19 protein-coding genes are annotated in these 19,344 nt (G+C 62.0%); 2 read left to right on the top strand and 17 right to left on the bottom strand.

From position 1 onward, the window contains the following. The 4 genes from BM438_RS24785 to BM438_RS24770 form a co-directional block, all read right to left on the bottom strand. A partial coding sequence (locus BM438_RS24785; protein WP_143131748.1) for an electron transfer flavoprotein subunit beta/FixA family protein occupies positions 1–434 on the bottom strand: 434 nt, incomplete at its 3' end. A gap of 249 nt (positions 435–683) precedes the next feature. Beyond that, entirely contained in the window at positions 684–1,484 is an 801-nt protein-coding gene (locus BM438_RS24780) for a MetQ/NlpA family ABC transporter substrate-binding protein (protein WP_093639267.1), read from the bottom strand. Positions 1,485–1,517: 33 nt separating this feature from the next. Then, positions 1,518–2,171, bottom strand: coding sequence for a methionine ABC transporter permease (locus tag BM438_RS24775; RefSeq protein WP_054037200.1), 654 nt, complete (start codon positions 2,169–2,171; stop codon positions 1,518–1,520). After that, complete coding sequence (locus BM438_RS24770; RefSeq protein WP_093639264.1) at positions 2,161–3,195, bottom strand: methionine ABC transporter ATP-binding protein; 1,035 nt, start codon at positions 3,193–3,195, stop codon at positions 2,161–2,163. The genes BM438_RS24775 and BM438_RS24770 overlap by 11 nt, the downstream gene beginning before the upstream one ends. A 251-nt stretch (positions 3,196–3,446) precedes the next feature. Here BM438_RS24770 and BM438_RS24765 point away from each other — a divergent pair, with 251 nt between their 5' ends. After that, positions 3,447–4,349: an alpha/beta hydrolase gene (locus BM438_RS24765; RefSeq protein ID WP_093639261.1), complete on the top strand. Its 903-nt coding sequence runs from the start codon at positions 3,447–3,449 to the stop codon at positions 4,347–4,349. An 88-nt stretch (positions 4,350–4,437) separates the two neighbouring features. Here the strand turns inward: BM438_RS24765 and BM438_RS24760 are convergent, their stop codons facing one another. Both BM438_RS24760 and BM438_RS24755 read right to left on the bottom strand, forming a co-directional pair. Continuing rightward, positions 4,438–5,238: an enoyl-CoA hydratase gene (locus BM438_RS24760; protein ID WP_093639258.1), complete on the bottom strand. Its 801-nt coding sequence runs from the start codon at positions 5,236–5,238 to the stop codon at positions 4,438–4,440. A 61-nt stretch (positions 5,239–5,299) separates the two neighbouring features. Beyond that, entirely contained in the window at positions 5,300–6,223 is a 924-nt protein-coding gene (locus BM438_RS24755) for a histone deacetylase family protein (RefSeq protein WP_093639255.1), read from the bottom strand. Between the two features lie 242 nt (positions 6,224–6,465). Between BM438_RS24755 and mltB the strand changes: the two genes are divergently transcribed. Continuing rightward, positions 6,466–7,653, top strand: coding sequence for a lytic murein transglycosylase B (gene mltB, locus BM438_RS24750; protein ID WP_234487511.1), 1,188 nt, complete (start codon positions 6,466–6,468; stop codon positions 7,651–7,653). A 141-nt stretch (positions 7,654–7,794) separates the two neighbouring features. On the opposite strand, the gene cysM is transcribed toward mltB, so the two are convergent. The 11 genes from cysM to aroA form a co-directional block, all read right to left on the bottom strand. Next, positions 7,795–8,697, bottom strand: a complete 903-nt coding sequence (gene cysM / locus BM438_RS24745) for a cysteine synthase CysM (protein ID WP_093639249.1) — start codon at positions 8,695–8,697, stop codon at positions 7,795–7,797. 286 nt (positions 8,698–8,983) lie between these two features. Further along, positions 8,984–9,382, bottom strand: a complete 399-nt coding sequence (locus BM438_RS24740; RefSeq protein WP_093639245.1) for a ComEA family DNA-binding protein — start codon at positions 9,380–9,382, stop codon at positions 8,984–8,986. Between the two features lie 77 nt (positions 9,383–9,459). After that, the gene (rfaD, locus tag BM438_RS24735; protein WP_093639241.1) at positions 9,460–10,452 is read right to left on the bottom strand and encodes an ADP-glyceromanno-heptose 6-epimerase; all 993 of its coding nucleotides are present in this window, start codon (positions 10,450–10,452) and stop codon (positions 9,460–9,462) included. A 102-nt stretch (positions 10,453–10,554) separates the two neighbouring features. Continuing rightward, positions 10,555–11,562 carry a D-glycero-beta-D-manno-heptose-7-phosphate kinase gene (gene rfaE1 / locus BM438_RS24730; protein WP_093639303.1) on the bottom strand — a complete coding sequence of 336 codons (1,008 nt, stop codon included), beginning with the start codon at positions 11,560–11,562 and terminating at the stop codon, positions 10,555–10,557. Further along, positions 11,516–12,931: a UDP-glucose dehydrogenase family protein gene (locus BM438_RS24725; RefSeq protein ID WP_093639238.1), complete on the bottom strand. Its 1,416-nt coding sequence runs from the start codon at positions 12,929–12,931 to the stop codon at positions 11,516–11,518. The genes rfaE1 and BM438_RS24725 overlap by 47 nt, the downstream gene beginning before the upstream one ends. A gap of 126 nt (positions 12,932–13,057) precedes the next feature. Next, positions 13,058–14,233, bottom strand: a complete 1,176-nt coding sequence (lapB, locus tag BM438_RS24720) for a lipopolysaccharide assembly protein LapB (RefSeq protein WP_093639235.1) — start codon at positions 14,231–14,233, stop codon at positions 13,058–13,060. Between the two features lie 69 nt (positions 14,234–14,302). Further along, complete coding sequence (locus tag BM438_RS24715; RefSeq protein WP_054037219.1) at positions 14,303–14,596, bottom strand: LapA family protein; 294 nt, start codon at positions 14,594–14,596, stop codon at positions 14,303–14,305. 374 nt (positions 14,597–14,970) lie between these two features. After that, entirely contained in the window at positions 14,971–15,297 is a 327-nt protein-coding gene (locus BM438_RS24710; RefSeq protein ID WP_028200079.1) for an integration host factor subunit beta, read from the bottom strand. 104 nt (positions 15,298–15,401) lie between these two features. Then, entirely contained in the window at positions 15,402–17,135 is a 1,734-nt protein-coding gene (rpsA, locus tag BM438_RS24705) for a 30S ribosomal protein S1 (protein WP_028200080.1), read from the bottom strand. A 170-nt stretch (positions 17,136–17,305) separates the two neighbouring features. Then, positions 17,306–17,992, bottom strand: a complete 687-nt coding sequence (gene cmk / locus BM438_RS24700) for a (d)CMP kinase (RefSeq protein ID WP_093639232.1) — start codon at positions 17,990–17,992, stop codon at positions 17,306–17,308. Between the two features lie 35 nt (positions 17,993–18,027). Continuing rightward, complete coding sequence (aroA, locus tag BM438_RS24695; protein WP_093639230.1) at positions 18,028–19,332, bottom strand: 3-phosphoshikimate 1-carboxyvinyltransferase; 1,305 nt, start codon at positions 19,330–19,332, stop codon at positions 18,028–18,030. Positions 19,333–19,344 lie beyond the last annotated feature (12 nt).

Genomic DNA, 19,344 nt, shown 5'->3' with positions numbered 1-19,344 from the left:
TTCGAGGCAAACGTAGCTTGCGGCAGGTTCGCCAGTGCAGCCAGCATCTGGCCGGTCTGGTTCGAATCGTCGTCGATGGCCTGCTTGCCGAGGATGACGAGCTGCGGCTGTTCCTTGTCGACCAGCGCCTTGAGCAGCTTGGCGACGGCCAGCGGCTGCAGGTCTTCGCCCGACTCGATCAGGATCGCGCGATCCGCGCCGATTGCCAGCGCCGTGCGCAGCGTTTCCTGCGCTTGCGTGACACCCGCCGACACGGCGATCACTTCAGTCGCCACGCCCGCTTCACGCAGACGTACCGCTTCTTCAACCGCGATTTCGTCGAACGGATTCATCGACATTTTCACGTTCGCGATGTCGACGCCCGTGCCGTCCGATTTCACTCGAACTTTCACGTTGTAGTCGACCACTCTCTTGACTGGCACCAGGATTTTCATGCACACGCTCCAAAGTTACGAATACGTCAACCCAACGGACATTATAGCGACTGCCCTCATGGCAGCCTGGTCGCGGGCGCTCTAGCAGAAGGATATCGCTCCTCAGCGGCGTGACGGCAATAACGAACGATCGTTCTATTTTAATCTCGAAAAAACCCGGGAGACAACCCCGGGTTAAGACCTACGACTCTAATTTTGCATTGCCGTCGTGTCTTGTCAGGCGAAACGGCCGATAAACCGGCCGCCAACTCACCAGGCGGTGATCACCGCCCCACCAAACTTGCTTTCGACAAACTGCTTCACTTCCGGCGAATGATACGCCGCGACCAGCTTCGCGACCCACGGCTTGCTCTTGTCAGCTTCGCGGATTGCGATGATGTTCACGTACGGACCCTTCGGGTCTTCGATCGCGATCGCGTCCTGCTTGGGCTTCAAACCCGCTTCCATCGCAAAGTTCGTATTGATCGCGGCCGCGTCCACGTCGTTCAGCGAGCGCGGGATCTGCGCGGCGTCGAGTTCGACGATCTTCAGCTTCTTCGGGTTGTCGACGATATCGAGCGGCGTCGCCTTGAGGCCCGCGTCCGGGCGCAGCTTCAGCAGACCCTGCTTCTGCAGCAACAGGAGTGCCCGGCCGCCATTGGTCGGATCGTTCGGCACTGCGATCTTCGCGCCCGGCTGCAATTCAGCCAGCGTCTTCACCTTCTTCGAATAGATGCCCATCGGGTACGTGACGGTATCGGCGACGCGGATCAGCTTGTAGCCGCGGTCTTTCACCTGGGCCTGCAAGTACGGGTCATGCTGGTAGCTGTTCGCGTCCAGGTCGCCGCCGGCGAGCGCCGCATTCGGCTGCACGTAGTCGGAGAACTCGACGATCTTGATGTTCAGACCGTTCTTCGCCGCGACCGTCTTCACGACTTCCATGATCTGCGCGTGCGGGCCGCCGGTGACGCCGACCTTGATCGTGTCTTCAGCGTGAGCCACGGTGGCGGCAGCGAACAGCGACGCGGCGCCGAGTGTGGCGGCCAGTTTGAGAATGAAACGACGTTGCATGATGGACCTTTCCGAACCTATCGATTCTGTTGTTTACTTATGGCTCAAACGACGCACGAGCCAATCCCCGAACGACTGCACCAGTTGCACGAAGACGATCAGGATCACCACGACCGTCACCATCACTTCCGGCAAGAAACGCTGATACCCGTAACGAATGCCCAGATCGCCGAGCCCACCGCCGCCGATCGCACCGGCCATCGCCGAATAGCCGACCAGCGAGACAAACGTGATCGTCAAACCAGCGACCACGCCCGGCAGCGATTCCGGCAACAGCACCTTGAAAACGATCTGGCTGGTAGTCGCGCCCATCGCCTGCGCCGCTTCGATCAAACCGCGATCGACTTCGCGCAGAGCCGTCTCGACCAGACGCGCAATGAACGGCGCCGCAGCGATCGTCAGCGGCACCACGGCCGCAGCCGTACCGATCGACGAACCCACCACGAGGCGCGTGAACGGAATCACGGCGACCAGCAAGATGATGAACGGCGTGGAACGCACGGCATTGACGATCACGCCCATCACGCGATTCACGGCGATGTTCTGCAAGACGCCCTGACGGTCCGTCAGATACAGCAGCACGCCTAGCGGCAAACCGACCGCCGCGCCGACCAGTCCGGAGATGCCCACCATCACGAGCGTTTCCCAGAACGACTGGACGAACATATCGAACATTTCACTCAACATACGACAGCTCCTCTACCACCACACCCTGTTCGCGCAGATAGGTCAGCGCCTGTGCGACCTTCCCCGGTTCGCCGCCCGCGAGCACCGCGAGCGAGCCAAACGCCTGCCCCTGGATCTCGTCGATCTGGCCATGCAGGATGTTGAAGTCGAGTTCGTAGCGGCGAATCGTTTCCGACAGGATCGGCTGATCGACACCCGAACCGGTGAACGCGAGGCGCAGCAAGTGGCCGCTGCCGGTCTTCAGGCGTTCGGCCACGCGCGCCTTCATCGCGGGCGGCAGTTCCTGCGCGATCACGTCGCCGATCAGCGCGCGCGTCACTTCATGATGCGGTTGCAGGAAGACGTCGATGACCTTGCCTTCTTCGACTACACGGCCGGCATCCAGCACCGCGACGCGGTCGCAGACCTGCTTGATCACGTCCATCTGGTGCGTGATCAGCCCGATCGTCAGGTTGAGTTCGCGATTGATACGCTTGAGCAGATCGAGGATCGAGCGCGTGGTTTCCGGGTCGAGCGCCGACGTCGCTTCATCGGAGAGCAGTACCTTCGGCTTGCTCGCCAACGCGCGCGCGATACCCACACGCTGCTTCTGCCCACCGCTGATCTGCGCCGGATAACGATCCTTCTGCGCCGACAAGCCGACCAGTTCGAGCAGCGGCAACACGTTCGCCTCGATCTCGTCGCGCTTCATGCCGGCGAGTTCGAGCGGCAACGCCACGTTCTCGTACACCGTGCGCGACGACAGCAGGTTGAAGTGCTGGAAGATCATGCCGATTTCGCGACGCGCCTCGCGCAATTGCGCGGCGGGCAGCGTCGTCAGATCACGGCCGTTGACGACGATATTGCCTTCACTCGGACGCGTCAGCAGATTGATGGTGCGCACGAGCGTACTCTTGCCCGCGCCGCTGCGGCCGATGATGCCGAACACCTCACCCGCCGGAATCGACAGATTGACGTTGTGCAGCGCTTCGACCCAGCCCCGGGGTCCGGCGAACCGCTGAGAGATATTGCGTATTTCGATCATGGAAAAACGAAACGGCGGAGTTTGCCAACGAGCGTTGTGCGCTCCCGACAAGCGGCCGCCGTTGCTTTTATTGGGATTTGAGGCCGCAATTCTACCGCAGCGTCGTCATTCCCTTTAATAATCAATTTCGATCTTTTCATAACCACAGAGCATTAGAGGCATGCCCGGCGCGAGATGCTCGCGCGTGTGCGCCCGCTGCGACTATGATCGGGCGAATCGAAATCAGGACCCATCCAGGATAAACGGCAGACATGGAAACAACCCGATCCGGCAATGTGCGTCCCGCAGCGAACGCCCCGAAAGGCGCCCCCGCGCTGCGCTCCACGGTCACGACGAGCGACGGCGTCGAACTGCCGTTGTATCGCTGGCCCGCTACGACGCCGCTGCGCGGCACGGTCGCGCTGGTACACGGGCTCGCGGAGCACGCCGGGCGTTATGCGGCATTGGCGGATCGGCTGAACTCGGCCGGCATCGAACTCGTCGCTATCGATTTGCGCGGACATGGGCATGCGCCGGGCAAACGCGTGTGGGTCGACCGGTTCGACGACTATCTGCTCGATACTCAGGCCTTGCTCGATGAAGCGGCGACCAGTTGCGCTCCGCTGTTCCTGATGGGCCACAGCATGGGCGGCGCTGTTGCGGCGCTTTACGCAATCGAACGGCTCGAGGCAAGCGGGCGTCGGCTGAGCGGTCTGATCCTGTCGAGCCCCGCGCTCGCGCCCGGCCGCGATGTGCCGCGCTGGATGCTCAAGGTAAGCCAGGTGATCAGCCGCATCTGGCCGACCTTCCCGGCGATGAAAATCGACGCGGCTTTACTGTCGCGTCTTCAGCCGGTGGTGAACGCCAATCGCAATGACCCGCTGGTTCATCACGGCGCGATTCCCGCGCGCACAGGCGCGGAGTTGTTGCTGGCGATGGCGCGCATCGAACGCGGCCGCGCGGGCCTGCGCGTGCCGCTGCTGGTGTATCACGGCACTGCCGACAAGCTCACCGAGCCCGAGGGCAGCCGCGATTTCGGTGCGCATGCGGGATCGCCCGACAAGACGCTCACGATGCACGAAGACAGCTATCACGAGACGATGAACGATCTCGACCGGGATCGGGTGATCGGCGCGCTGATCGACTGGATCGAGAAACGGCTGCCTAAAGTCTGAGTAAGGCCTGAGCGCCGCACGGTATGCAGAAGTTCGGGCTTCCGCACACACGAGTACTAAACCCGGCCCGCCGCCAGAAACGGCTTGGCTAGCGCTTCCAGTCGGGCGGTCGTTTGTCGATGAAGGCCTGTACGCCTTCGAGTGCGGAGTCGTCCATCATGTTGCAGGCCATGGTCTGGCCGGCTAACTGGTACGCCGCTTCGATCCCCATTTCGAGCTGGCGATAAAACAGGCCCTTGCCGGCGCTCACCGCTTCGACGGGTTTCGCGCAGATGCTCTTCGCGAGCCGCGCGACCTCTGCGTCGAGCGCATCCGCCGGCGCAATGCGATTCACGAGTCCCTGCTGCTTCGCCTGAAGAGCGTCGATGAAATCGCCGGTGAGCAGCATTTCGAGCGCCGCCTTGCGCGACAGATTGCGCGACAGCGGCACCGAAGGCGTCGCGCAGAAAAGACCCAGGTTGACGCCCGAGACGGCAAAGCGCGCGGTGTCGGCAGCGACTGCCAGATCGCACATCGCAACCAGCTGACAGCCGGCCGCCGTGGCGATGCCGTGCACGCGCGCGATCACCGGTTGCGGCAAGCGCTGGATCGTCAGCATCAGTTTCGTGCAGCGCGCGAACAACGCCTGGTAGTAAGCCAACGACGGCTCCGCGCGCATTTCCTTCAGATCGTGTCCCGCGCAGAACGCGCGGCCCGCGCCGGCGATCACCACCACCCGCGCGTCGGACTCCGCCAGCGCCGTCAGCGCCGACTGCAACGCGTCGAGCAGAGCCTCGGAAAGCGCGTTGAAGGCATCGGGCCGGTTCATCGTCAAACGGACGGCGCCCGGCACGCCGTAGGCGTCGTGTTCGATGTCGACCAGCGACGCACTGCGCACCTCGGCATTCATGGCTCGCTCCTCGTTGAATTCCTGCATTTCGCGACGTTAGTGCATTCTGTCGCGTGACAACTCAGATTCCGGCCAGCGAGCGCACGTGCGCCACCACGCTGCGCCCCAATGCCGACAGGTTGTACCCGCCCTCGAGACAACTGACGATCCGTCCCTGCGCATAGCGCTTCGCGATCTCGCGCATCTGATCGGTGATCCAAGCGTAGTCGTCTTCGACGAGACCCATGTTGCCGAGATCGTCCTCGCGATGCGCATCGAAGCCGGCCGAGATGAAGATCATCTCCGGCTTGAATTCATGCAGGCGCGGCAGCCACATCATGTCGACCGCCTCGCGCACCGCCATGCCTTTCGAGCGTGCCGGCATCGGCACATTGCACATGTTGGGCGCCTGATTGTCGGCGCCGCTGAACGGATAGAACGGGTGCTGAAAGATGCTGCACATCAGCACACGCGAATCGCCCGAAAAGGCTGCTTCGGTGCCGTTACCGTGATGGACGTCGAAATCGATGATCGCCACGCGCTGCAAGCCGTGCACCTCAAGCGCGTGACGTGCGGCGATCGCGACGTTGTTGAAGAAGCAGAAGCCCATTGCACGCGCCGGTTCCGCGTGGTGGCCCGGCGGGCGCACGCTGCAGAACGCGTTGTCGTAGCGGCCTTCGATCACGGCGTCGGTCGCGGCCACCGCGGCGCCGGCCGCGCGCAACGCGGCCTGCAAGGTGTACGGGTTCATCGACGTGTCGGGATCGATTTCGGCAAGACCTTCAACCGGCGACCGGCTGCGGACGTAATCGACGTGGGCTTGCGTATGCACGCGCAACAGCGCGGCGTCATCGGCGAGCGGCGGCGACTCGCGCTCGATCAGCGAGTCGATGCGGCTCGCGATCAGTTGGTCTTCGATTGCCTGCAGGCGCGCCGGGCATTCGGGATGCCATTGCCCCATATCGTGCAGCAAACAATCGGCGTGGGAATAGAAGCCTGTTGCCATGATTCTCGTCTGCGGCGCGGCGCTTTCAAGGCGCGCGCGGCGTGTCTCCGTCCATGGGCGCACACACTGGGCGCGCCAACATTTGCCAAGTTACCACACCATGCGACTGTGACACGCCGGGCACAGTTTTGCAGAAAGCGTCGGGTATACTGCCCTGTCCGTTTCCCCCTGTCTCTTTCGCACTGCGCCCCTAGCTCACTATGACCGTCAAGCTTGCTCTGTCTGCACGAAACCGGCTACGCATGAAGACCGCAACCGCCGCACTGTCTGTCGCATCGTGCATGTTCATGGCAACCAGTCCGGCAATGGCGCAAAGCGCCGCGAAAAAGCCACCGGTGCTGCTCGCGCAAAGCCAACCGCAGCCGGCAGTGCCGCAAGGGCAAACCTTCGAAGAAGAGATCATTCCGCAGCGCTACGCGAATAATCCGAATGTCGATGCGTTCATCAGCGACATGTCCGCGCGCTATGACTTCGACGAAGCCGCATTGCACGCGCTGTTCGCTCGCGTGAGCTATTCGGCCACCGCGGTCAAGCTCGTCACGCCGTCGCCCTCGCCGTCGGTCAAGAACTGGCGCGTGTATCAGTCGCGCTTTCTCGATCAGGTGCGCATCAACGCCGGCGTGCGCTTCTGGCGCGCCAACCAGGCCACGCTGCAGCGCGCCTACGAAGAGTTTGGCGTGCCGCCGGAAGTGGTTGTCGGCATCATCGGCGTGGAGACGATCTATGGGCGCTTCATGGGCAACTTCCGCGTGCTCGACGCGCTGACCACGCTCAGTTTCGACTACCCGAACACCGCCAATCGCGCAGATCGCCAGGCGACCTTCCGCAAGAATCTTGAAGATTACCTGGTCTGGACGCGCGATTCGCAAATCGATCCGACCACCGTGCTCGGCTCCTACACCGGCGCGATCGGCATTCCGCAGTTTCTGCCGAGCAGCATCGTGCAATACGCGGTGAGCTACGACGGCAACAAGCAGATCGATCTGCGCACGAGCCAGGCGGATGCGATCGGCAGCGTGGCGAATTATCTGCGCCAGAACGGCTGGGAAAACGGCCGGCCGGTGGTGTGGAAGATCGGCACAGACGCCGGCAGCCTGGGCGTGGCGCAAGCGGCCGCCGACGGTAAGCCGGAGCCGCATTGGCCGCTGGACCAATTGCTGCGTGCCGGACTGCTGCTGAACGAACCGGGTGTCGATATCGCGTCGGAAGCCGGCACGCCGGTGACCGTGGTGGATCTGCCGTCGCCGGGGCGTGGTACCGAGTTCATGCTGGGCTTGAAGAACTTCTACGTGCTGACGCGCTATAACCGCAGTTTCTTTTATGCGCTTGCGGTTTATCAATTGGGCGAGCGGGTCAAGGCTCAGATGGAAGCAAGCGATGCTGCAAGCGCCAGCAGCAGTGCTGCGCCGCCGGTCGCCGCGTCGCAATGAGCACGAGCAGAGCGGTGGCGGTTGTCAGACCCTCACTGCATCACGAGCGGGAGCAAGCGACATAAAAAAAGCGCCGGTTAAACCGGCGCTTTTTTATTGACCAATTCGTTTTGAGGGCGCACTCAATGCGCCGCAGGGCAATCAAGCCGGGAACACACCCGTCGACAGATACCGGTCACCCCGATCGCAGACGATAAACACGATCGTCGCGTTCTCGACCTGGCGCGCGACGCGCAACGCCACCTCACAGGCCCCGCCCGACGAGATGCCGGCGAAGATCCCTTCGACCGAGGCCATGCGCCGCGCCATCGCTTCGGCTGCGGCCTGGCTCACGTTCTCGACGCGGTCCACACGGCTACGATCGAAAATCTTCGGCAGATAGGCCTCCGGCCACTTGCGAATGCCCGGAATGCGCGAACCCTCTTCCGGCTGCGCGCCGATGATCTCGATCGCCTGATTCTGTTCCTTCAGATAGGTGGACACGCCCATGATCGTGCCGGTCGTGCCCATCGACGAGACGAAGTGCGTGATGCGCCCTTCGGTGTCGCACCAGATTTCCGGACCGGTGCCTTCGACGTGCGAGGCCGGATTGTCCGGGTTCGCGAACTGGTCGAGGATGATGCCCTTGCCTTCGCGCTGCATCTGTTCGGCCAGATCGCGTGCGTATTCCATGCCGCCCGTCACAGGTGTCAGCACGATCTGCGCACCGTACGCGGCCATGCTCTGACGGCGCTCCACCGACAGGTCTTCCGGCATGATCAGCACCATCTTGTAGCCACGGATCGCCGCAGCCATCGCCAAGGCGATGCCGGTATTGCCGCTGGTCGATTCGATCAGCGTGTCGCCCGGCTTGATACGCCCGCGTGCTTCCGCTTTCTTGATCATCGACAGCGCCGGACGGTCCTTCACCGAGCCCGCAGGATTGTTGCCCTCGAGCTTCGCAAGGATCACGTTATTGCGGCTGCGGATCTCGTCGTCAGGGAGCCGGACGAGTTGCACGAGCGGCGTATTGCCGATCGTGTCTTCAATCGTTTTGTAAGCCATATGGGTTCTGGTGCTGTCGATGCGCGGAGTCTTCAATCTATTGATTCTAAACCACCGTGCGCACGGCTGCCGTGCGGCCCTTCTGGCCGCATGGATGCAGGTGCTGACCGACGGGCGCGCGCAACGCAAAAAGCCCGCGGCTGAGAACCGCGGGAGCCAGTCATCTGCATGACAGCTGAAGGAGTGTTCTTACCCACTCCGACCATGAAGGGGAACGACGGTAACAGGCCAGGCGCGAGACCGTGCGCGCGAGGTGACCCGCCTCGCGCGCACGGCCCGCGTCAGGCTATTTCTTCACCGCCACAGTGGCGTTCTTTGGAGTTGCGGCCGCGCTAGTCGAGTTGGCCGCGTTGGTGCCATTACCCGCAGCGGCCGCGCCTTTGCTCTGTGCAGACGCCGCAGCCTGCGGGTTAGCAGCCGCGCCAGCCGGACCGACAGCGAGACCCTCCGCCTGCAGGCGCTCGACGGTATGCCCGCCCATGCCTTTGACGCGCTTGCCGAGATCGGCCGGGTCCTTGAACGGACCATGTGCTGCACGCTCGTCGAGAATGGCTTTCGCTTTGGCAGGACCGATGCCCTTGATGCCGCGCAGCGCATCCTCGTTAGCCGTGTTGACGTCGACCGCCGCGTATGCGTGGCCAAAAGCGGCCAGCATGGCCGCGGTAACCAGAATTTTTCGAAACATATGGAATCTCCCTCGTACAACCGGTTGGCGACCATCACCAACCGGGAGATTCCAGTTTAAAGAGGTATCCGAAAGATTTACACCTGGCCGAATAGCCAACGTACGTAGCGATCGACACCTTCCTGCACGCTCAGGAACGGCGCGTCGTAACCGGCGGCACGAAGCTTCGTCTGGTCGGCCTGCGTGAAACACTGGTACTTGCCGCGCAATGCATCGGGGAACGGAATGTATTCGATCAACCCGCGCTGCACCTGCTCCGCGAGCGACAAGGGCTGCTCATTGTCCAAAGCACGCAACGTGTTAACCACCGTGCTCGCGATGTCGTTGAACGGCTGCGCGCGGCCACTACCCAGATTGAAGATGCCCGACTTGTCCGGATTGTCGAAGAAGAACAGGTTGACCTTCACCACGTCTTCGACCGAGACGAAATCGCGCGTCTGCTCGCCTGCGGCGTAACCGTTGTATTCGCCGAACAGCTTGACCTTGCCCTCGGCGCGGAACTGGTTGAAGTTGTGAAACGCCACCGACGCCATGCGCGCCTTGTGCGTCTCGCGCGGCCCGTAGACGTTGAAATAGCGGAAGCCGGCGATCTGGCTCTTCGCGGTGGGCAGAACGCGGCGAATCACCTGGTCGAACAGGAACTTCGAATAGCCGTACACGTTCAGCGGCTGCTCGACTTCGCGCTCTTCGACGAAGCGGCTCGAGCCGCCATACGTGGCCGCCGAAGACGCATACAGAAACTGGATATTCTGCGCGAGACAGACATCGAGCACTTCACGGCTATAGCGGAAGTTGTTGTCCATCATGTAGCGGCCGTCGGTTTCCATCGTGTCCGAACAGGCGCCTTCGTGGAAAATCGCGCGCACTTTGCCGAAGTCGCCACGCTTGAAGCGCTCGACGAATTCGGTCTTGTCGAGATAGTCGTCGATCTCGCAGTCGACGAGATTCTTGAACTTGTCCGCGCGCGTGAGGTTATCGACCGCGATGATGCGTTGTTCACCGCGCTCATTGAGCGCCTTCACGAGATTGCTGCCGATAAAGCCGGCCGCGCCGGTGACGATGAGGGTCATGATGATCCTGCGGTTGCGGTAATGAGCTCAGTTGACGCCGCGCGGGTTCCTCTTTTGCGCCGCTGAAACTGGAGCGAAAAGAAGGGAACCCGGCGGGCTGCATCAATGAAAAAGTTCGTCGTAGGTGACGGTGGCAGTACCGAGTTTGCCGACCACGATGCCGGCCGCGCGATTCGCGAGCCCGACCGCCTCGACCAGCGTAAGACCCGCGCCGAGCATGGCGGCGAGTGTGGCGATCACGGTGTCGCCCGCGCCCGATACATCATACACTTCGCGTGCAACGGCCGATGTGTGCAGGATGCCGTCGTCGGCGAAGAGCGTCATGCCCTCTTCCGAACGCGTCAGCAGCAGCGCCTTGAACTCGAGATCGGCACGCAGTTTGGTCACGCGCGCGATCAGATCTTCTTCGGATTTCCACTGCCCGACCACCTCGCGCAACTCGGCGCGATTCGGCGTGATCAGCGTGGCGCCGCGATAGCGCTCCCAGTCGTCGCCCTTCGGATCGACCAGCACCGGCTTACCCGCTGCATGCGCTTTGGCGATCATCTGCGTGACGTGCGTGAGACCGCCCTTCGCGTAATCGGACATCAGGATCACGTCGTGCGACGGCAGCAGATCGTCGAAACGCGCGAGACCCGCGAGCAACACTTCGTGCGCCGGCGAGTTTTCGAAGTCGACGCGCAGCAACTGCTGCTGACGCGATAGCACGCGCAGCTTGATGGTAGTGAGCAAATCCGGATCGCGCTCCAGATGCGGCGCCACCCCGCTTTCGGCGAGGAGTTGCACGATGCGCTCACCGGGCTCGTCGTGCCCGACCACGCACAGCAAACCCGCTTGCGCGCCGAGCGCCACCGCATTGCGCGCGACGTTCGCCGCGCCGCCGAGGCGGTCTTCCTGGCGCTGCACATGCACGACCGGCACCGGCGCTTCCGGCGAAATACGGTTCACGTCTCCGAACCAGTAGCGATCGAGCATCACGTCGCCAACCACCAGCACGCGCGCCGCACCGAGGCGTTCGCGCGGCACTACGGTCAGTGCGGACGTGGGTGTGGATTGAGCGGCTTCAGGCATTGCTGGAGACATCGGCCGGAAGTTCAGAGGGCTGGGCATAGGGTCGTCCGATCGAGTGATAGTCGATGCCGAGTTCGGTCATCGCGTCCGGCTCGTACAGATTCCGGCCGTCGAAAATCAGCGGTAACTTCAGCACCGACTTCAGGTGCACGAAATCCGGGCTCTTGAATTCCTTCCATTCGGTGACGACCACCAGCGCGTCGGCGCCGGTGAGCGTTTCGTCCTGGGTGCTCGTGAACGTGAGACGCGCGAGCTGGTCCGGTGCATCGTGCAGATCGATGGCGAACACGCGGCGCGCTTCGGCCACCGCGACCGGATCGTACGCGCGAACCTGCGCGCCACGCGCCAGCAATTCAGCGATCACGCGGCGGCTCGGCGCTTCGCGCATGTCGTCGGTATTCGGCTTGAATGCCAAACCCCACACGGCGAATGTGCGGCCGCTCAGATCTTCACCGAGCTTGCCCGTGATCTTGTTCACCAGCACGTCTTTCTGCTTGTAGTTCACTTCCTCGACGGCTTCGAGGATGCGCAGATTGTGGCCGGTTTCGGCGGCGGTGCGGATCAGCGCCTGCACGTCTTTCGGGAAGCACGAACCGCCGTAGCCAGCGCCGGCATACAGGAAGTGGTAGCCAATGCGTGGGTCCGAGCCGATCCCGCGGCGTACCGCTTCGATATCCGCGCCAACCCGGTCCGCCAGATTCGACATCTCGTTCATGAACGAGATGCGCGTAGCGAGCATCGCATTGGCAGCGTATTTCGTGAACTCGGCTGAGCGCACATCCATGTGCAGCGTGCGTTCGTGGTTGCGGTTGAACGGCGCGTACAGACGCTTCATCAGCTCGCGCGCGCGCAGGCCGGCTTCATCTTCGTCGCTGCCGAGCACGATGCGATCGGGACGCATGAAGTCGTCGACCGCCGCGCCTTCCTTCAGAAACTCAGGATTCGACACGACCGAGAAGCGATGCTGTTCGCTATTGGCAAGCCCGCGTTTGGCCAGTTCCTCTTCGACCACCGCGCGCACACGTTGCGCAGTGCCGACCGGCACCGTCGACTTATCGACGATCACCTTGAAGCCGTTCATCGTACGGCCGATATTGCGCGCCGCTTCGAGCACGTATTGCAGATCGGCCGAGCCGTCTTCGTCGGGCGGCGTGCCGACAGCGATGAACTGCACCTCGCCGTGCGCCACGCTTGCTTCGATATCCGTCGAAAACGTGATGCGGCGAGCCGCGCGCGTACGAGCGATGATCTCCAGCAAACCCGGCTCGTGGATCGGCACGCCACCGTTGTTGAGGATTTCGATCTTGCGCGGATCGACGTCGAGACAGAAGACGTCATGGCCGATTTCGGCGAGGCACGCGCCGGTGACGAGGCCAACATAGCCCGTGCCGATAATGGTGATTTTCATACGCTTTCCGGTAGAGGGTTCCGGTGAGGGTTTCTCGTAGTGAACAAGGCCGTCATGATCCCGCCTGGCCTATTCCGCCCGACGGGCCGCCGTCGTTGCGGCGCGGCTATGCAATTCCATTCGCTGTCAGTTCGACGCCGTGATCGGTTCGACGCGACGCGGGGCATAGGTTTCCCAACCGCTGCAACCCGGGCACTGCCAGTAGAACAGCCGCGCCCTGAAACCACAATTCTGGCACGTATACCGTGGCAGATTTTTTGTGCGCTGGCGAATCAGCGTACGCATCAGTTCGAGCTCGCTCTTGCGCGGCTCTTCCGCGACGGCTTCCTGCGCTTCCAGGAGACGCGTCATGCCCGCCAGATTCGGCGACTTCTGCATCTGCGAGCGTGCCAGCGCGTGAGCGGCGTCGGGCCCGCGCACCGCCGCAATGTGCTGATAGGTCACGTCGAGCAGATCGTTCGACGGATAGCGGTCCACCCACGTGATGAGCAGATCGGCGCCATCCTGCGGACGGCCGAGCGCCTCATAGGCCTTCATCAGCTTTTCAGCGACGAGCGGCAGATAGGCAGGATTCTGTTCCTCGACGCGCCGCCATTGGATGATCGCGGCCTCTTGCGAGCCGGCCGTCGCGTCAACGTCGCCGAACAGGATCGTGGCACGTACGTTGGTCGGGTTCGCCTTCAATGCAAAGCCAAGCTGACGGCGCGCCTCATCTGCGTTTTTCTGCTGAAGCGCTTCCTGGGCGAGCTCGCAATGAAACTGCGCGATGTCCTTGTCGAGCGACTCGGCGCCCATTGTTTCCAGATGGCGCGCGATATCGATCGACTTAACCCAATCTTTCTCGATCTGGTAGATGGTGAGCAGCGCACGCTGCGCACCCAACGCGTAATTGCCGGTTTCGAGCGAGCGGAAGGTTTCCTCTGCGCGATCGAGCAAACCGGCCTTCAGGAAGTCCTGACCCAGTTCGTACAGCGCGTGATCGCGCTCGGTGACCGGCAGATCGGTGCGGCTCAACAGGTTCTGATGCACGCGAATCGCGCGGTCCGTCTCGCCGCGGCGGCGGAACAGGTTACCCAGTGCGAAGTGCAACTCGATCGTTTCCGGGTCGAGCTTGACGACTTCGATAAACGCGTCGATCGCCTGGTCGGGCTGCTCATTGAGCAGGAAATTCAGGCCGCGGAAATACGAACGCGGCAGGTTGGCGCTTTCGGACAGCAGCGTCTTGAGGTCGTAGCGCGCGGCCATCCAGCCGAACGCAAAAGCGACGGGTATGACAAGCAGCCACCAGAAGTCTAGATCCATGCGATTAATGCAAATGTGCGGGAAAGCGGAAGCGGGAAGCCGCGCTTCAGAAGCGCGGCAGAAGACAACTTAGATCAGCGGCGGCATGGGCGGCTGTTCGACCACCACCGGAGCTTCGCGCGCCACACGCAACTCACGCTTGAGCCGGCCATTCTCCATGCGCAGGCGCACCATGCCCGGCATGGACGACACCAGCCCGGCCAGCAGCCCCACCACGAAGAACGCGAGGCCGATCAGAATCAAAGGCGCCGACCACGCGTAACCCGCGAGGAAATTCAGCGTAGCAGTTTGTGTATTGGAGAGTGCGAGCACCAGCAGGAGCACGAACACCAGCACACGGATCAGCCAAACGATAAATTTCATGAATAGGTCTCTTGACGGCAGTTGCGGGGTGACGCCGGCTTGATGACGCGTCGCGCCACGGTGTTGCCCGCGCCGAAGTGACCCGTATTGTAATGGATGCCCTCGCGGCTGGGCAGGAACTGGCTGATAGAGGACTTACGCGAGGTTTACCTTACCGCAAGCGGATGCATGGGCAGGTGTGTTCGATTGGGGAATGTGCCGGGCTTATAAGGGACGAAAAAGCGGACGAAAAAGCGAACAAAAAACGGACAAAAGGCGGCGAAAAGATGCGGACGAAAAAAAAGCGCCCGAAGGCGCTTTTTCTGGTCTTTTGCCGTCTGGCTTTGGCCGCTGACGCTACCAATGCCGTGCTGCGAACCCGCACAGCGAAGCATTTACAGGTCGTCGTCATCCGGCTCGTCGGCCTTCAACGGCTCGCCCGAACGTCGATCTACCCGCTCGCGCAATTCCTTGCCCGGCTTGAAATGCGGTACGTACTTCTCAGGTACCAGCACCTTCTCGCCCGACTTCGGATTACGCCCGACACGGGAGGGACGACGATTAAGGCCGAAGCTGCCGAAGCCACGAATTTCAATGCGATGACCGTTGGCAAGCGCCTCCGACATCGCATCAAGCATCGTCTTCACCGCGAAATCCGCATCTTTAAGTACAAGCTGCGGAAATCGCGTAGCCAGCTGGGCGACCAATTCCGATTTGGTCATACTGCAGCAGACCTCGCAAGAAAACGCCGGGCCGCCCCCATGTTCTTATGCTCCCCCTCGCGGGGGACCTGGCGCGAGGCGCCAGGTTTGGGGGCGTTCCTCAATTACTGGTTCTGACCGTCGAGCTTGGCCTTCAGCAGCGCGCCAAGGTTCGTCGTGCCGGTAGCAGCCGAGCTCGAATCCGACGAAGCCAGGCCGCGGATCGCTTCCTGTTGCTCAGCCGAATCCTTGGCCTTGACCGACAGGTTGATACCACGCGACTTGCGATCGATGTTGATGATCATCGCGTTGACCTTGTCGCCTTCCTTCAGCACGTTGCGAGCATCTTCCACGCGGTCTTGTGCGATTTCCGAAGCACGCAGGTAGCCTTCGACTTCCGCCGACAGCTGAACCACTGCACCCTTCGCATCTACCGTCTTGACCACGCCGTCGACGATCGAACCCTTGTCGTTCATTGCAACGAAGTTGCTGAACGGGTCGCCTTCGAGCTGCTTGATGCCCAGCGAAATGCGTTCCTTCTCGACGTCGATGCCGAGAACGATCGCTTCCACTTCGTCGCCCTTCTTGTACTTGCGAACTGCTTCTTCGCCCGTTTCCGACCACGACAGGTCCGACAGGTGAACCAGACCGTCGATGCCGCCCGGCAGACCGATGAAGACGCCGAAGTCGGTGATCGACTTGATTGCGCCTTGCAGCTTGTCGCCCTTCTTGAAGTTGCGGCTGAAGTCGTCCCACGGGTTCGGCTTGCATTGCTTCATGCCGAGGCTGATACGGCGGCGGTCTTCGTCGATTTCGAGAACCATGACTTCGACTTCGTCGCCCAGCTGAACAACCTTCGACGGTGCAACGTTCTTGTTCGTCCAGTCCATTTCCGACACGTGAACCAGGCCTTCGATGCCCGATTCGACTTCGACGAATGCGCCGTAGTCGGTGATGTTGGTGACCTTACCGAACAGGCGCGTGCCCGACGGGTAACGGCGGGAAATGCCTTCCCACGGATCGTCGCCCAGTTGCTTGATACCCAGCGAAACGCGGTTCTTTTCTTGATCGAACTTAAGGATCTTCGCGGTGACTTCCTGGCCAACCGACAGAACTTCGCTCGGGTGACGCACACGACGCCATGCGATGTCGGTGATGTGCAGCAGGCCGTCAATACCGCCGAGGTCCACGAACGCGCCGTAATCGGTGATGTTCTTCACCACGCCTTCCACGATCGCGCCTTCCTTCAGCGTTTCGAGCAGCTTTGCGCGCTCTTCGCCTTGGGTCGCTTCGATCACAGCACGGCGCGACAGCACGACGTTGTTACGCTTGCGGTCGAGCTTGATGACGCGGAATTCCAGCGTCTTGCCTTCGTACGGGGTCGTGTCCTTGACCGGACGCGTGTCAACCAGCGAACCCGGCAGGAACGCGCGGATGCCGTTGACCATGACGGTCATGCCGCCCTTGACCTTGCCCGTGATCGTGCCGGTCACGAGTTCGTTGTTGTCGAGAGCCTTTTCCAGCGACAGCCACGAAGCCAGGCGCTTCGCCTTGTCGCGCGACAGGATCGTGTCGCCATAGCCGTTTTCCAGCGCGTCGATCGCGACGGAAACGAAGTCGCCCGCCTGCACTTCTACCTCGCCCGCGTCGTTCAGGAACTCTTCGAGCGGGATGTAGGCTTCGGACTTGAGACCAGCGTTGACAACCACGAAGTTGTGGTCAACACGCACGACTTCGGCGGAGATCACCTCGCCAGCGCGCATGTCTTGCTTGGTCAGCGACTCTTCGAACAGAGCCGCAAAAGATTCGGTATTCGGGTTGGAAGTTTGCAGGTCGGACATAAAAATCAAAATTTGCATGGTGCTCGCGGTGCCCGGCTGGCCGGACGGTCAGCAACTTCGGCAAGAATGCGAATGCCACGCGGGGTTAAGGGGTTAATACACGCTCCACGACACTCGCGGAGCACCTACTGACAACGTTACTTCTCACTACTTTCTACTGCGCCCGCTGTTCAGATGCCACTCGGACATCAGGCATGCGGGACCAATGCTTCATACCACTGCACCACCTGTTCGACCGCCTGGTCGACCGACAATGCGGAGGTATCAAGCAGCTTTGCATCCGCTGCGGGCTTGAGCGGCGCGGCCGTGCGCTGACTGTCACGCTCGTCGCGCTCACGCAAATCCCGGAGCAAGTCATCTATATTAGCAGAAAATCCTTTTTGGATCAATTGCTTATGCCGGCGGGCCGCACGGGCCTCGACGCTGGCGGTCATGAAGACCTTCAGCACGGCGTCCTGGAAGATCACCGTGCCCATGTCGCGGCCGTCGGCGACCAACCCCGGTTCCTTACGGAAAGCCCGCTGACGGGCCACCAGCGCGGTTCGCACGGGCGCGTGCACGGCAATCGCCGAGGCCCGGCTGCCGACTTCTTCGGCGCGAATGTCGGCGGATACGTCGGCGCCGTCGAGTTGCGCCAGCCCCTCGCGAAACGTGATGTGAAGGTCGTCGATCAGCTTGACCAGCGCCTCGACGTCATCCGCCACAATGTTGTAGCGCATGCTGGCCAGCGCGGCGAGCCGGTACAGCGCGCCGCTATCCAGCAAATGGAAGCCTAGATTCGCGGCAACCAGCGCGGCCACGGTGCCTTTGCCCGAGGCGCTGGGGCCGTCGATCGTAATGACGGGCGTTTGGTGAAAGGGACGGATCGGTTTCATCGAAAAAGTCGCACGTCAGTCGATTCAGGAGCGAATCAGGGTTGAGCGAGCGCGGTGAAGCGCTCGAAATAGTCAGGGAACGTCTTGCCGACGCACTTCGGGTCGTTGATCCGGACCGGCACGCCGCCCAGGCTCACGAGCGAGAAGCACATCGCCATGCGGTGATCGTCGTAGGTGTCGATCGAAGCGTTCGGAATCAGCTTTTCAGGCGGCGTGACGACGAGGAAATCCTCGCCCTCCTGCACCTTCGCGCCGACCTTGCGCAGCTCGGTGGCCATCGCGGCGATCCGGTCGGTTTCCTTCACACGCCAGCTCGCGATGTTGCGCAGCGTGGTCGTGCCGTCCGCGAACAGCGCGGCGACGGCGATCGTCATCGCGGCGTCCGGAATCAGGTTGAAGTCCATGTCGATAGGATCGAGCTTGCCGTTGTCGTTGCCGACACCGCGCACTTCGATCCAGTCGTCGCCCATCTGCAGGTTCGCGCCCATCTTGATGAGCGCATCGGCGAAACCGACGTCGCCCTGGATGCTGGAGCGGCCCACGCCTTCCACCCGCAGCGGGCCGCCACCAAGCGCGCCGGCCGCGAGGAAATACGACGCCGACGACGCATCGCCTTCCACCATGATCGTGCCCGGCGACTGATAGCGCTGCCCCGCCGGCACGATGAACCGGTGCCATTCATGGCGCTCGACCTTGATGCCGAAGCGCTCCATCAGCTTGATCGTGATCTCGATATACGGCTTCGAGATCAGCTCACCGTCCACCTGCACGGTCGTCACGCCGCTTTCCGTGCGCAACAGCGGCAACGTCATCAAGAGCGAAGTCAGGAACTGGCTCGACACGTCGCCGCGCACGCGGATCGGTGCGTCAGCCGTGATTTGCGCCGGACGGATCCGCAGCGGCGGATAGCCTTCGTTCTCTTCGTAGTCGATCTTCGCGCCGATCTGCCGCAAACCGTCGACCAGGTCGCCGATCGGCCGCTCGTGCATACGCGGCACGCCGTGGATACGATAGTCGCCGCCATTCACGGCGAGTGCCGCAGTCAGCGGGCGCACCGCCGTGCCGGCATTGCCAAGAAACAGATCGGCCGTGCGCGCCGTGAACGCGCCACGTGTACCGGTCACGACGCAGGTGTCGCCTTCGCGCTTCAGACGCACGCCGAGCTTTTCGAGCGCGTCGAGCATCACGCGGGTGTCGTCGGAGTCGAGCAGGTTCGTGATCGTCGTTTCGCCTTCGGCGAGCGCCGCGAGCAGCAGCACGCGATTCGAAATGCTTTTCGAGCCGGGCAAACGAACCGTGCCGGACGCACGAGAAAATGGTCCGAGATCGAGGAATTCCATGATTGAGTCCAG

This window comes from Paraburkholderia aspalathi (assembly GCF_900116445.1).
In the GTDB taxonomy this organism is placed as follows: domain Bacteria; phylum Pseudomonadota; class Gammaproteobacteria; order Burkholderiales; family Burkholderiaceae; genus Paraburkholderia; species Paraburkholderia aspalathi.
The sequence above is the reverse complement of the archived record's forward strand: the minus strand, read 5'-3'. Positions and strand labels throughout refer to the sequence as shown.